The organism is Actinoplanes sp. ATCC 53533 (assembly GCF_003947245.1).
Map to the genome: position 1 here is coordinate 1 of NZ_QHHV01000079.1, position 14,442 is coordinate 14,442.

General features: G+C 67.7%; 13 protein-coding genes and 1 pseudogene. 5 read left to right on the plus strand and 9 right to left on the minus strand.

The annotated features are described in order from the left end of the window. Positions 1-964 precede the first annotated feature (964 nt). Both DMB66_RS61360 and DMB66_RS61365 read left to right on the plus strand, forming a co-directional pair. Entirely contained in the window at positions 965-1,105 is a 141-nt protein-coding gene (locus tag DMB66_RS61360; protein ID WP_158647353.1) for a hypothetical protein, read from the plus strand. A 147-nt stretch (positions 1,106-1,252) separates the two neighbouring features. After that, positions 1,253-1,615 carry a hypothetical protein gene (locus DMB66_RS61365; RefSeq protein ID WP_158647354.1) on the plus strand — a complete coding sequence of 121 codons (363 nt, stop codon included), beginning with the start codon at positions 1,253-1,255 and terminating at the stop codon, positions 1,613-1,615. 481 nt (positions 1,616-2,096) lie between these two features. On the opposite strand, the pseudogene DMB66_RS25540 reads toward DMB66_RS61365, so the two are convergent. Both DMB66_RS25540 and DMB66_RS25545 read right to left on the minus strand, forming a co-directional pair. Further along, positions 2,097-2,573: pseudogene (locus tag DMB66_RS25540) on the minus strand (cytochrome c oxidase assembly protein); the annotation flags it as partial. A 32-nt stretch (positions 2,574-2,605) separates the two neighbouring features. Next, positions 2,606-3,112 (minus strand): hypothetical protein, encoded by a 507-nt coding sequence (locus DMB66_RS25545; RefSeq protein WP_125806661.1) that lies wholly within the window; start codon positions 3,110-3,112, stop codon positions 2,606-2,608. A gap of 172 nt (positions 3,113-3,284) precedes the next feature. On the opposite strand from DMB66_RS25545, the gene DMB66_RS25550 reads away from it, so the two are divergent. From DMB66_RS25550 to DMB66_RS25560, 3 genes are all read left to right on the plus strand, one after another. Beyond that, positions 3,285-4,484 carry an LCP family protein gene (locus DMB66_RS25550; RefSeq protein ID WP_125806662.1) on the plus strand — a complete coding sequence of 400 codons (1,200 nt, stop codon included), beginning with the start codon at positions 3,285-3,287 and terminating at the stop codon, positions 4,482-4,484. 953 nt (positions 4,485-5,437) lie between these two features. Next, entirely contained in the window at positions 5,438-5,983 is a 546-nt protein-coding gene (locus DMB66_RS25555; protein WP_125806663.1) for a hypothetical protein, read from the plus strand. 1,335 nt (positions 5,984-7,318) lie between these two features. Continuing rightward, a complete protein-coding gene (locus DMB66_RS25560; RefSeq protein ID WP_233624833.1) occupies positions 7,319-9,160 on the plus strand; it encodes a copper resistance CopC/CopD family protein in 1,842 nt (613 codons plus the stop codon). Between the two features lie 132 nt (positions 9,161-9,292). On the opposite strand, the gene DMB66_RS61370 is transcribed toward DMB66_RS25560, so the two are convergent. The 7 genes from DMB66_RS61370 to DMB66_RS25590 form a co-directional block, all read right to left on the minus strand. Next, positions 9,293-9,463: a hypothetical protein gene (locus tag DMB66_RS61370; protein ID WP_158647355.1), complete on the minus strand. Its 171-nt coding sequence runs from the start codon at positions 9,461-9,463 to the stop codon at positions 9,293-9,295. 372 nt (positions 9,464-9,835) lie between these two features. Then, positions 9,836-10,501 carry an isoprenylcysteine carboxylmethyltransferase family protein gene (locus DMB66_RS25565; RefSeq protein WP_125806665.1) on the minus strand — a complete coding sequence of 222 codons (666 nt, stop codon included), beginning with the start codon at positions 10,499-10,501 and terminating at the stop codon, positions 9,836-9,838. Next, on the minus strand, positions 10,501-11,235 hold the full coding sequence (locus tag DMB66_RS25570) for a cation transporter (RefSeq protein WP_125806666.1): 735 nt from the start codon (positions 11,233-11,235) through the stop codon (positions 10,501-10,503). The genes DMB66_RS25565 and DMB66_RS25570 overlap by 1 nt, the downstream gene beginning before the upstream one ends. Continuing rightward, entirely contained in the window at positions 11,235-11,579 is a 345-nt protein-coding gene (locus DMB66_RS25575; protein WP_125806667.1) for a helix-turn-helix transcriptional regulator, read from the minus strand. Before DMB66_RS25575 ends, DMB66_RS25570 begins: the two co-directional genes overlap by 1 nt. A 312-nt stretch (positions 11,580-11,891) precedes the next feature. Next, positions 11,892-12,641 carry a class I SAM-dependent methyltransferase gene (locus tag DMB66_RS25580; RefSeq protein ID WP_125806668.1) on the minus strand — a complete coding sequence of 250 codons (750 nt, stop codon included), beginning with the start codon at positions 12,639-12,641 and terminating at the stop codon, positions 11,892-11,894. 212 nt (positions 12,642-12,853) lie between these two features. Further along, positions 12,854-13,447, minus strand: coding sequence for a hypothetical protein (locus DMB66_RS25585; protein ID WP_125806669.1), 594 nt, complete (start codon positions 13,445-13,447; stop codon positions 12,854-12,856). A 127-nt stretch (positions 13,448-13,574) separates the two neighbouring features. After that, a partial coding sequence (locus DMB66_RS25590; protein ID WP_148112767.1) for an acyltransferase family protein occupies positions 13,575-14,442 on the minus strand: 868 nt, incomplete at its 5' end.

A 14,442-nucleotide genomic window follows, 5' to 3' on the forward strand; every position in this document is an offset into this window, starting at 1 on the left:
AGGCCACGCCGGTCGCGAGGCCGCCCACAGAGAAGCCAGCCTCACCAGCGGAATGAAACCACGACCTGTCGATCAAGTCGTCGATGCTCAACGGTCGGGTCCTGCGCTCCCAGCACCCGAGCGACATCGACCCAAGAGGTCTACGCGTTGCTGACCGTCTACCAGACGATCATCAGCATCGCGCTCGACCTCGCCCAGACGCCGCCCGGCGGACCGGACTCACACCGGCAAGCAACGACGAGCTTCAGACCAAGACACGACCGCTGAACGATCACCTCTCAATCACTGGACGCACCGGCTGCCGTACTAGCCGAGCACTTGCTGTTGGTCGTAGGTTTCGATGCCTTCGGCGATGACCTCCAACTGCGCGTCGCCGCCGCGGCCGTCGTCATGATGGACATAATGTGGGCCCCCGAGTGGCCGCTCGACCAGACCACCAACGCCGGTGAACCCAGCGGCTCGACCAACCCGATCACCGACTACCACTTCATCTACGCGGTCGGCGCCATCGTCCTCGCCCTCACCTACGCCAGGCACACCTGGGGCCTGGGCCAGGAGTGGGCCAAGCTGCCCTTCGTGCAGAAGGACCGTTGGCTGATCCGAACTACGCCGCCGGACTCCGATGCTCGGCCGGTCGACCAGCCGAGCATCAATTCGCGCTCGCTGCAGCCGCTATATACCGCGTGGCCGATGGCTCAAGAGCCACGGCGAAAAGGGGCATCGCCTGGAACCTCGGATGGGCGTCTACGAGGACCTCACTGCCGACGACGCGGTTTCTGGAAGCACACCGAGCACGGGATTTCAGCTTGCACACCACTCAGGCGCGTAAAGCTCGCCGTGCGCCGGGGTCTGGTCTGGTGGCCCTCGCCAGCGGCCGCTCCCCGGACGACACGTTCGCCACCAACGCGGCCGGGCCGATGCCTACGAGCCCGCCGCACCGTCGCTGGTCCACACGCTGCGCGCGGTGCGTCCCGATGGTGTCGACGCCGTCCTCGACACCGTCATGCTCGGCCAGGCCATCATCGGCGCCGTGGTCGACGCAGGCACATTCGTGACGACCCGCTCGACGCACCCCAGGTCGAGCGGAACATCCGGGTCCACCTGACGCCGGGACTACCGAACCGGCGGACCCGGCCGAGACGACTGGCCATCCTTGTCGGACAGGCTGTGCGACACCAGGCCAGGTTGCACTGGATCCGCACCTTTGCGCCGATAGACTCCGATGCGTCACATCACGGCCAGGGGAGGCTGCATGGGTGGACCGCACAGCGCGGCGGTGGGCAAGGACTTCCCGTACGGTTCGCGCACGATGTGTCACATCGAGGTCGGCAACGATGGCAACGTGTCGCAGGGTGTAGACGCAGGTGCCTACCAGTGGGCGATGGCGGGCACGTCGCGGCTGTTCGCGGTCTGGCCGGGTGACTACTCCAGCGACCTGTTCGTGATCGACGACCTCGACGCGTACGCCCGCGCAGTCGGCTTGATCCACGATGAAACACGCACCGGCCTGGCAGCCATGGTGCCGATCTTTTTGGAGACCTTCAGCGGTCAGGTAACGGGTAGGCATCCCCGTCAGCTACGGCGGGCCGTTCAGGACTCATTAGATAACGGGTAGCGGATAGTAGGACATTCCGAGTAACGGCCACTGACGTTCAGTAACGGCCTGTCGTCGGTGGTGCGGCCGTGCTCGATGTGCAGGACCATGAGGGCGGCTGCGGTGATCCGGCCGATCGTGCAGGGAGCGCGTTATCTCTCGCTCGTCACTGAACCGACGATCCGGACCCGGCCCGCTAGCCGGCGCCAGACCCACAGCCAGCATCGGAGGACCAACACGGGCCGGCGGTCCAGACGGCCGCCTCGTCGACATGTGAGCCACCGCAGGAACCGTGGCCTCGCGGTCTGCCGTACCGGTTTGACCAACAGGGAGGCCGACCTCGGCGAGTCGTCCGCGCGGCACGTTGACAGGGGGATGATTGCCATCGCTGGCCTGGCCACGGATGCCCCGGATGAGGGAAGTGGGCCGGCCCGGTGAGGGGTCGGGCCCGGTTGCAGCACATGAGTGGGAACCTTCGTCAGGATTGCTCTGCGCCTCATCAGGTGACGCCGAAGAAGGCGTGGAACGCCAGGGAGGCCATCAGGACCACCAGGCGTGCCATGTGGGGCACCCGCCGTGGCAGTGGGTCGGGGCTGATCAGCACGGCGAAGAACAGGTACCCGGACAGCAGGAAGTGCAGGTACAGCGCCAGGTGCGCGGGATGGTTGCGCAGCGCGTATTCGTAGGCGTCGGAGAAGTACATGACGTACAGGCCACCGACCCAGAGCACCGCGGCGATCACCGGGTTGGTGAGCAGCCGCACCGGCCGCGAGTGCAGGGCGGCGACGATCCAGGCCCGCGCCCCGGGGTAGCGCCGGTCGGTTGTCGCCGGCAGCGCCCGCAGCGCGAGGGTGATCGGGGCGCCGAGGACCAGCAGGATGGGTGCCAGCATGGCCAGCAGCATGTGCACGACCATGTGCGCGCTGAACAGCACCGGCGCGTAGCGGGCCAGGCCACTGCCGGTGGCGACCAGCACGACCAGCCGAGCAGCTTGGCCTGCAGCAGGGGATTTTAGCCCTGCCCGGCCAGATTCGCGAGGAACTCGACTCGCAGCCAGGCGTTGATCTGACCGGAAATGGCGACCGCGGCGAAGCAGAACACCGCGATCGCGGTGTTCTGCTTCGCCGCGACCTCCAGACCGTCAGGGCGCCACCGGACGTGCAACACCAGCGCGACCAGGCCACCGACCCAGATCGTCTCGAACAGGATGTGGACGGCCAGGCGGTGGTGGCGGTGTTGTGGTCCAGCGAGGAGGCGGCATGCCCGGCGAACGCGCGCGGCCAAGATTCCGGTCCTGGCCGGAGCTGTTGGCGGGCCCCTGCACCGGGCCTGGGCAACCGCTCCAGTCAGCGGCAGCGGGGCACGCGCAAGCCGCACCGGCACCGAATCCCCCCTGCTGACCGGCCCCGCTGCCGTCGTCTCCGATCGGGAGAGGCTCTCACCTTTGTATGCGGTCAGGCGGTTGCTGCCGACGAACTGGGCGACTTTGACGTCGACCAAGAAGACGCCGTCGATCAAGCAAAGGCTGATCTCGGCAGGATTCCGGCAGGCGGTGGGGGTCGCCGGTATCGCCAGCCTGCGTCGTTGATGAACACTGCGTGTCATTGAGCTGAAACCGAGAAGGTCTCGCAACAGTTGGAAGGTGAACGTACAGTGATGTCCGCCCGGATCCCGAGTGCTTGGAGCGCGCATGACCGTCCAGACCCCCCGACGGGCTTCGTCGATGGATCGGGACGCCGTCAAGGCACCCCAGCGCAGCGCCCCGGCGGGCCCGCCCGGCGCGCCGCCGAAGGGCGGGAAGAAGGCCAAGAAGGACCCGATCTGGGCGCGGATGGCCCTGATCTTCGGCGCGGTCCTGATGATGGCCAGCGGCGCCGGCATCGTCGGCACCAAGTGGATGGTCAGCAGCGCGACGAGCGCGGTCACCCAGGACGACCTGCTGGGCGGCACCAAGAAGACGGCGGCTGAGGGCGGCAACAGCCTCAAGGGCCCCATCGACCTGCTGCTGATGGGCGTGGACGCGCGTAAGCGCTGGGCCGTCGACGACCTGCGCGCCGACACGATCATCATGCTGCACATCCCGGCGAGCCACGACCAGGCTTACCTGGTCTCGATCCCGCGCGACACCGAGGTCCAGGTGCCCGCGTTCGCCAAGAGCAAGTATCCGGGCGGCACCACGAAGGCCAACGAGGCGTTCTTCCACGGCGCCCAGAACGGCGGCGGCTGGGCCGGCGGCGCGCAGCTCATGGCGCAGACGCTGAAGAACACGACCGGCATCAGCTTCGACGGCGCGGCGATCATCGACTTCAACGGTTTCAAGGGCGTCATCGACAGCCTGGACGGCGTGCGCATGTGCGTGGACCAGCGGGTCAAGTCGCAGCACATGGTCAAGGTGGGCGGCAAGCCGATGTATCTGGCCGAGGCCCGCAAGACCGGCAAATCCCAGACCCCGATCTGGCACGAGAAGGGCTGCCGGGACATGGAGGGCTGGGAGGCCCTCGACTTCGCCCGGCAGCGCTACGGCCTCAAGAACGGCGACTACGACCGCCAACGCCACCAGCAGCAGCTCATCAAGGCGATGGCGAAGAAGGCCAGCACCAGCGGCGTGCTCACCAACCCGGTGAAGGTCAACGCGCTGATCAAGGCCGCCGGCAAGGCGTTCGTGCTGGACACCGGCGGCGTGCCGGTCGCCGACTTCATCTTCACCCTCAAGGGGGTGGCCGCCAACGACCTCGTGTTGCTGCGCAGCAACAACGGCTCGTTCGCCGGCAACGGCAGCGGACGCGAGACGATCACGCCCAAGACGATGGAGATGTTCCGGGCGGTCAAGCAGGACAAACTCGCCGACTTCATCATCGGGAACCCGGACGTCGTCGCCAAGGAGAAATAGCTCACCGCCAGCAGTTGGTCAGACGGCAGGTACTCAGAGTGACATGTTGCTGGGTGGATGCGGCCTACCTGCTGGACGTGCGCAGCCCGCCGAGTGGACGGCGGGTCAACTGCCCGGCGCTCACCGCGGTCCGTGCCATCCGTGTCCCCGCGTCCGCTGTGCGTAGGCCAGCGAACGCCGCGTCAACTGCGGCAGTGTCCGGACTGGACAACAGATCAGCCAGCTCGCGCAGCGCATGCTGTCGTCCCTACATCCGGCGTGATCCCGAACATGGACACGCAGGACCGAGTGCGTAGAGTTGCTGCCGTGAGTGACGCGATCAGCCTGCGACTCGCCTCACATGGCGTGACGTTGGGCTGGATCGTGGCCCTTGGGGCACTGGTTCTAACAACGATGCTGCACGCCGCACAGTGCGCGCCATCGATCACCACGATCATGAATCCGGCTGTCATGGTTCATGCGTTGGCTGACCTGCCATCGGCCGGTAGCGCAGAGGTCTCGGATGGTGAGTTGGCTGTTGGGCCACCTGCAGCGCTCGACAGAGGCGCCGTTGCGCAAGACGACCCTCACAGAGGACCCAACCCGGATACTCCAGGAGCTGCGGCCGCCTGTCTGCTCCTGATAGTCGTGGCGGGGGCCTTGATCGCCACGGGCAAACTCGAGCTACATCTGCCTGCTCGTCACTTGAGGCCGGCAACTCATGCGCCCAGGCCACAAAACCGTGGGAACTCGGCCAACACCACGGGCGTGCTGCGGACATAGGCCGATTCCTTCGGCGCCACCGCGACGAAGATCTCAACGTTTCGGGTACAACCACGCGCCAAGAATTCGCCTCGATACCGTCGACTTCGCGCCGTGTCTCGCGCCCACTACCGCTTTCTGTAATATGCCGAGCCAGCTGCCAACCTCGCCCTGAATCGGCAACAGCGAGCATGACCGCATAGGAACCAACCATGAATGGACTCTTCGATACCAGCGAAGAGGTGGTCCTCGTTGCCGCCGCCAGTCTTGCCCTGATCACCGCGCTGTTTATTGCATGGCGCATGAGCGGGCTCCGAACTGAGGACCAGTCAACGTACGACGCCGATATTCCTGATGGCAACGAACCCGAACTGTTGACAGGACTAGAAGACCATCTCGCTCGTGAATTCCTCGGCGCCGCCCGTACTGCCGGGCAGATATCGCCGAACTCCCTGGCCGCCGAAAGAACACCGTACCTGGCAGAGCGCGTCACCGCCGCCGCTCACAGCGTGACGCGTCAACTACTCATCCTGCGCAGCGAAGTAAAGGACAAGTGGATGACGAGCGCCTGCGTCGGCCAGGCCCGTCTCGTCGGCGTGTCAGTGGTACAGGTAGAGACGGCAGCCCTTGCGGCGGTGCGCAGCCCGGCTGACAGGCAAGTGGCCGCCCAACTCGCGTGCGCACTAGCCGACCTCGATGAAGCAGTCGACAACCTGCATGCACTGGTCCGATCCTCGACGAGGGGCAAACAAGGATGAGCCCTTGGTGTCGGACACTCGTCCCTGGAATTCTGCTGTCGGTAGCGGCGCTCATTGCCGTCATGATCCTCATGATGTCACACCACGACCCCGGGCTCGGCCACGGCTTCACCCGCACCTCGTGGCGACCTCCCGACGCACCGTCGGTCGCCGGGACCGCAGAGGGCCTGCCTACCTACGCAATGAATCATCGATTTCAACAACATTGTAGACTCTTCAGCGCGGATTGTCGTCTACTCGCCGGAACACGGGACCGCATCCGAGAATCTGTGACGCATGGATTGCAGTGCGCGACGAAGGACGGCATCGGACATTTCTGCAACGAACTTTTCGATCCCCTTGATCAGGGCAGGTAGAGTTTCGTCTCCGAAAGGATTGAACAAAAGACCACGATCGGGGCTAGTGGAAAGTCACATTCGGCGGCATCGGCCGCAACGACATCAATGACTTCTGCACCTTCAGGTAGAGTGGCTTTCAGAGCCTCGACGTTACTGTTCGCGGCAGCAAACTAGATCTGGGTCGAGCTCAATGCCGATCACTCGCCTGTATCCGAGCTGTATGGCCAGAACGAGTGTCCGACCCTTGCTGTACCCCAGTTCGATGAAGGCGAAAGATCCCGCATCGCCAACAGTGTGCTCGCCATGTGGCCGGTGCGTCCTTACTGTGGCCGGCGAACCCGAACCTCGTTGGCGTCCATGCGCAGGGTGACGCCTTCGGCGGCGCGTGGGTGAACACGTCGGCCTGGGTGTGCAGCCGCACCCTGGCCGAGATGTCGCAGCCGCGGCGGGCGAGCAGTGGGCGGATCTGGGTGACGGTGCGCCGGCGACCGTGGCGCGGTTGACCTGATACGTGACCGCGACGGCGGGGGCAGCGGTTTGGTCGCTACCGCTCCTACTCGAAGGTCCCCTTTCGGGTTCAAATCGACACCCCAACGGCGACGTACCAATGATGACGCCGATCCGACTGCCCAGAACCGTTTCCTACCATGCTCTGACACGCTTCGTAGCTGATCACGACCCTGGCCGCCCTGGCCATCGCGTCGACTGACGGCGAGCGGCAGGACGCTGGTTGATGCGGCCGGCAGCCTCGATGTGATCCGTTTGGGTCGGCGTCGCATTTGGCGCGGCGTTGTTGGTGCCGGATGGCTTCCGCGGGTGGCCCGAGCGACGGGCGTACCGAACCTCGACCACCCTGACGGGGGACATGACTGGCCACGAGTCCGCATTTCGCGTATCTGTGGTGCGCGGTGGGCCGTACCCGTCCAGGCCGCCGTCCGGCGACCTCAACGAAGTGAGGGACATGGGTGCGAGAGCGCGTAGGTCCTGTCGTTTGGTAGTGTACGAGATCGCCGAATCCAGGGCCTCAGTCAACGGGGACCGCCATCGACGGCAACTCTGGGCGTTACCGGTGTGCCGGCAGGTGGTCCGGCTTCTCTCGACGCGAAGCGAATTGCCAGAATCGTTGACCGCCCCAGCGCCGGTCGTATCCGTGGTCGCCGACGGTGCCGGCCGGGGCGCCGGTGTATCTAGCAGTGCTCGGTTGCGCGCAGGAGCTGCCCTGGCGGGGCTGGCTTTGGGTTGGCTCGTCGCGGTAGCCCTGCCGGCGTCGCCTGGGTACGCCCACGCAGTGCTGAGCGGCAGCGATCCAGCCGCAAACACCGTGGTGCCACAGCCACCGGAGCAGGTGATGCTGCAGTTCACCGAGTCGGTGCGGCCGGTCACCGGCAGGATCCAGGTGTTGGCGCCGGACAACTCACGGGCCGACGACGGCCAGCCATCCGTGGCGGGGGCCACCGTAACCATCACCCTGCGTACCCGAGCCACGGGCACCTACCTGGTCAGCTACCGCGTCACCTCGGCGGACAGCCACCCGATCGCCGGATCCTTCACCTACTCCGTGGGAACTCCCTCAGCGCGGCCAGCCGCTGCCGGGCAGGACGCGACTGCGGCCGCTGCGCGATCGGTGCGCACCGCGATCTCGGCTGCCAAGACGGTCGGGTATGCCGGGCTGGCACTGCTCATGGGACCGATCATGATGTTGCTCCTGCTGTGGCCGCCCCGCCTGAGCCGGTCCGGTCCAGCCCGGCTGGTATGGACGGGGCTCGGACTCACCGCGGGCAGCACCCTGGCCGCGCTGTGGCTGCAGGTGCCGTACACCACCGGTGGCGACCTGACCGATGTCGACATCGACGGTCTCGGGGACGTGCCGGGCAGCCTCTTCGGCGTCGTTCTGCTCATCCGCCTGGGTGTTTTGTGCATAGCGCCGTTCCTCATCCGGCCGATACTGTCCGCCGGCAGTGATGTGTCGAGCAAAAGCCGCGGCCGGCTCGCCGCGCTGGCCGGGGTCGCGATCACGACCTGGCCGCTGAGCGGCCACCCGGCCGCGTCGCCTGCTCCCAGCGTCTCCGTGGTCACCGACAGCATCCATCTCACCGCGATGGCCATCTGGCTGGGCGGCCTGGTGATGCTGGTGACCTTCGTGCTTCCCCGCGCTCGCGACCACGAACTGCAGCTGCTCCTGCCGATGTGGTCGAAATGGGCGGAGACCGCGGTCATCGCGTTGGCGATGACCGGCGTCATTCAGGCCCTCATCGAGATCGGCACGGTCGGCGCGTTCTTCACCACCGCCTACGGCCGCTTGTTGCTGGGCAAGCTGGCCCTGGTCGCGACAGTCATCGCGGTCGCCGGATGCGCACGGCGCCTCGTGCGGCGCCGGCTGGACGACGGCCGGCCTGTCCTGCGCCGAGTCGTCGCGCTCGAGTTGGGCATCGCCACCGTGATCCTGAGCCTGACCGCCGTGCTGGTGCAAACCGCTCCGGCTCGCACCGCCGCCGCGGGCCCGGCTGCGAACCACACCGAGCAGGTCGAACAGACACTGCGGACCGAAACCCTCTCGGTGCGGGTCATCATCTTCCCGGCACGAACCGGCGCCAACACCGTGCACCTTTTCGCGTTCACCCCCGAAGGCAAACCCTTGCCGGTCGTGGAATGGGGTGCCACCGCGGCAATGCCCGCAGCCGGTATCGAACCGGTCGATGTCCCCCTTTCGCAGGCAGTCGACAATCACGCCATCGGAAAGCTTGACCTGCCGATAGCCGGGACCTGGCGACTACGGGTCACACTGCGCACGTCCGAGATCGACCAGCGCTCGGCTACCGGGCCAGTGACGATCGACTGACCGGCGGCCTCGGGCGTCGGGCGCCACGCCGGATGGCGTACGTGGCCACCGCCGGGGTTGAGTGCCCAGCCCGAGGCCGGCGCCGGACGTCTCCGGAGCCGTGGCTTTGGATCGCCGTCTGACGGAATGCGGCTATCCAGCGACGCAGACCCCGCGTCGACCCCGGTTGGTGGTGCACGTCGTGTCGGCCTGCTGGCGCAGCACCTTGGCGTCACCGCCGTGCTGGGGGAAGACCGCGACGCCGATCCCGGCGCCCACCCACCACCGGCACCCCGTCGTGGTCCAGCGGCTTCCGGATCCCATCCAGGACACGCTGGGCCACTCGGCCACGTCGGCACGGAGGTGACGTTCGGCAACAGGATCGCGAACTCGTCGTCGGCCTGATGCCCCGGTGAGAGATCTGAGTCGGCAGGGCATGGCTTACCGGGCGGTGGTAGCACCGGGAACGTGGTCGCCGGCTGATAGGTCCGGATCGGTGAGGCAATGGCCCGCCGGGGTTTAGCGGGTGAGCAGGACGGCGGCGAGGCCGCCCCAGCCGAGCGGCATGGCGGTGCTCGGGATGATCCACACGGTGTGGGGTGAGGTGGTGTTCTCGTCGCGGTCGCCGCCGTAGCAGTCGGCACCCGTGGTGTCCTCCTCGGCATTGTTGGCTGATGAAAGCGGCTTTGTGTTGCGTCAGGGGTGCGGGGTGTTGTTCTGCGTGCCGGTCTCCCGGTCTCGCGGTGCGGTGCCGGCCGGTGCGGTGAGGCGGCCGATGCCGGGTAGGAACCGGCCTGTTCTGGCGGTGTAGGTGGTGTAGGCGGCGCCGTGCACGCGGGTGAGGTAGGGCTCTTCGACGGCGCGGACCTGCAGTTGGATCGACATCACCAGGATCGCGGTGGCGGCCACGGACACCACGTTCGGTGCCATCAGGGTGATGCCGAGGCTGGTGGCGGTCATCGCGGTGAAGATTGGGTTGCGGGCCAGCGCGAACACCCTGGTGGTGACGAGGTCGGTGTGCTCGCCGGGGTCGACGCCGATGCGCCATGAGGTGCCCATGTGCAGCTGCGAAACCAGGGTGGTGAGCACCCCGGCCACGGCGAGGATCAGGCCGGCGCCGCGGGTGACGGGATGGTCGAATGCGTCGAGCGCGGGCAGTCCGGCGATCGCGGCGATCGGGCCGGCCGCGCCGAGCAGCAGGGCGACGACGAACAGCAGTTTCGCCCACCATCGCAGCGTGCCGACCGGTCCGGCGTCGAGGCGCAGACCCGTGTCGCCGGTGCGGCGCCACTGCACGATGCTGCGCCATCCGAACGCGAGGGTGAGGCCGAGCAGGTAGATCGTCAGGGCGGCGGCGGCCATCAGCGCGGCCCGCCGGCTTCGGCCGGCCCGCAGCAGCCGTCGGTGCAGGCTTTCGCCGGTGCGGCGTCGGCCGAGACGGTGTGCAGGGCGGCGTTCGGGGCGCAGCAGCTGTCACCCTTCCACGCTTCGCGGCCTTCCTTGACGGCGACGGCGGCGATGACCAGGGCGGCGATCGGGTCGGCCCAGGACCAGCCGAACAGGCTGTTCACCGCCAGGCCGACCAGCAGTACGGCGGACAGGTAGGTGCACAGCAGGGTCTGCTTGGAGTCCGCGACCGCCGTGCGGGAGCCGAGCTCACGGCCGGCGCGGCGCTGGGCGTACGACAGTCCGGGCATCACCGCGAGCGACACAGCGGCCAGGACCAGCCCGACGCTGGAGTGTTCGGCCTCGGCGCCACCGACCAGCGCCCGCACCGACTCGACCGTGACGTACGCGGCCAGGGCGAAGAACGAGATGGCGATGATGCGCAGCGCCCTCTTCTCCCGCGCTTCGGGGTCGCGGCCGGCGAACTGCCACGCCACCGCCGCCGCGGACGACACCTCGATGATCGAGTCCAGGCCGAAGCCGATCAGCGCGGTCGACGAGGCCAGGGTGCCGGCGGTGATCGCGACGACGGCTTCGATGACGTTGTAGGTGATGGTGGCGGCGACCAGCAGCTGCACCCGCTTGGCCAGCACGGCGCGGCGCGCCTGGCTGGGCCCGGACGGGGTGAGCTGGATCAGCGGCAGGCTCATCAGCAGCAGCCTTTCTCGTCGGCGTCCGGGCACGTAGCCGGGTCGACCGCGAGGACCAGACCGAGCAGGTCACCCAGGGCGTGCGCCATCCGGGCGTCGGCCAGCTCGTAGCGGGTGCGCCGGCCTTCCGGAACGGTCACGACCAGGCCGCAGCCGCGCAGGCAGGCCAGGTGGTTGGACAGGTTCTGCCGGGTGGTGCCCAGCAGCTCGGCCAGTTCCGCCGGATATCCCGGCTGCTCGCGCAGCGCCAGCAACAGCCGTGCCCGGGTCGGATCCGACAGGGCATGACCGAAGCGGGCCAGGACCTGTCCGTGCGTCAATGTCTCCACACCCGGACAGTACATCAGACGATGTACTAACCGCGAGCGGGTCGACCCTGTGCGGCGGGCGTCCGTCGGCTCACAGGCAAGACTCAGGGTTCACTCAGCGATGAATAAAGCAGAAACTGTATCCCCATCCCGTCATGGACGACGCACTCGCTGTTCATCGTCGGCGTTGTGCGGCCGGCCCTCGGCGCGTCGGCCAGGCCGGCCGGTCATGGCGGTGCACGCCTTCCAGACCGAAGTCGTTTGCACCACCTTCGACTTGGACGCGCTGCGGAAGTTGTGAGTGGCGCAGCACCGCCCGGTGCATCACCGGACGGCGCTCGGTCATCTTCAGACGGCCTCGTACACCGCCCCGTGTCGCGTGCGGGCCACTGGCCGTAACACGGGGCTGTCGTCCAGGACGTCACGGTGGACCGCGTTGAAGTAGGCCACGAACAGTTGTCGCGGCGCCTGCTTCAACGACTGCTCCAGATTGGCGACAGTGGCGCGTAGCGTGTCCGCGCCGAACGGATTGAACAGGAAAACCACCGCCGGAATAGCAGGGAATTCGTAGTCGACGACGTCACCGCCGATCACCGTGATGTCCGCCGTCCCGGCGGCCCGGATGGTGTCCCGTGCCAGGCCGGCCAATCGGGGGTCGAGTTCGACGCCGATGACCGGGCGGAACCCGTGCTCGGCGGCGAGGATTAAGGTGCGGCCCTTGCCGCATCCGAGGTCGACGAATGCGAACCCGGCCGGCCTGGCGATCGGTAGATGCCGGAGCAGTTTCTTGAAGTGGTGGATCGGGACCGGTGAGTACGCCACGGCGTCGTCGAAGGCCTGACTGATTCCAGGACCGCGCGAGCCGGGGCTGGTATCGCCTGCGGTGTTGATACCGAGACGCTGGTCGAGGCGGCGTTCCCGGCGTAGCCGCACGGGCCGGGCGGCCAGTTCACCGAGCAGGGCCAGGCCTTCCCGTACCGCCGCGGTCGCGCCCGCGTCCGTGTGTGCCTGGCGCACCGAGCGGGTGAACGTCTCTGCCCGCCGGCGCACCAGGATCTGCACCCGGCGCACGAGGCCGGGTCCGAGTTGTTGCTGCATGCTGACTCCCTCTCCGCGGCGCGTAGGGCCGCGGACCGTGAGAGTGACGGCGGCCTGTCACCGCCGGATGAGGTCACGAAGGGCCCACCGTGACGTACGCCGACGCTGGGCCGACATCGCCATGTCCTGGGTCTTTGCTGCGCTGACCGCAGGACACGGCACCATGGGTAGTTCCGCCGTGGTGCGCCGGGCGGAACGGTGAGTGGATCGCGTCAGCAGGGCGGCGGCGCGCGGCCGGCCACCGCGTACGAGCAGAGCAGGAGCCGGCACCGCTCGGGCCGTCGCCGGGCCCGGACCGGCCGCGCTGCGGCCGACACCGGGTGGACCGGTGACCTCGTCGCCACCCGGACGCGGAGCACGAGGCGCAACCACACCAGGGAACTGCCCGCACCGAACAGGGCGTGCAGGAACGCGCCGGCCAGCAGAACGGCCGGAGGCGTCGGGCCGAGCCCGAGCAGGGCATGCTCCACCGCATCGGCCGCCAGGAAGGCGACCACCGACGAACCCACCGCCAGATGAACCGCGGTGGAGCGGCGACGGCCATGCAGGAATCCGACGGCCACGGCGACCGCCAGGACCGCGGCCGCCACGAGACAACCCGCGACCACCGCCTCCCCGGCCCGCACCGCATGCAGGTGCCGCGCGGCCGGGCTCAGCGCGCCGTCATAGCTGTGCGCGAGCACCCAGAAATTGACCGTGTGCGCGACCAGCCAGCCGGCTACGCCCACGGCCAGCGCTGACCCCGCGGCGAACAGATCAGCCGCGCTCTCGGTCCGCAGGTAGCCGCGCCGCACCGTCGCATTCACCTCGCATGTGCCCTTTCCGCAGCGTACCGGGACCGCTACAGGACCGGACTCACCCGGACGGGGCAGACCTGGAAACCGGCCGGTCACCGCGGTTCGGTGACCTCCACCCCCGCGCGGGGGACTGCGGTTAGAACCAGATCGGCCCGGACCACTCCGGAGTCACCGGTCGCGGTCTGCTCGACGGGACCTTGCTCCACGGCAGCAGTCGCACAGGCCGGCGGGCGGCGACGTCCTCGACCCAGCCGAGCACCACGATGAAACCCCCGAGTAGGACGAGGGCGACGGCGAAGAACGCGGCCATCTCGAAGTGCGGCCCCACCCGGTCCACAGCGATCGCCGATCCGACGGTGAAACACAGCGTGATCGCCGTGTTGTGCCACAGATAGATAGTGACGGCCCGGGCGTTGCACAGGTTGACGAAGCCGTTGAGAAACCTGCGCCGGTTCAACCATTGCATGGTGGGGCTGACCCGCAACAGCAGCAGCACGAATCCCACCGAGTAGACGGCGTATGCCACCGGTTCCGCGGACAGGTCGACGCCGTCGTCACCTGGATGGGTGATCTCCCAGGCCAGTCCGGCTCCCACCAGCGTCGCTGCCAGGGGTATCAGCACGCCCAAGTGGATGCGCTTGAGGTCGCCGCCGCGGTGCGCGAAGCCGAGCACCCAGCAGGACATGAAGGTCAGCACGTCGGTGGCGGCAGAGCCGAGTGCCTCCCCCAGGATCGGCGGCGCGTTCTCCAAAGTGGCCAGCCCGGCGATCGGGGTGCCCACGGTCATCAAGCGGGCACGTTGGTAGCACCGAAGCAGTAACGGTGAGAGCAGCACCAGCCATAGGTACGCGACCAGGTACCACAACACGCCGGTGACCGGCTCGGCCCAGCCGGCGGTCGGAGGTTCCACGATCGGGACCAGCCACAGCAGCAACGCCGGCCACTGCGGTCGGTCCTGCCACCCGGCTACGAGCATCACCGGGAGTAGTAGCGCGCCCATCACC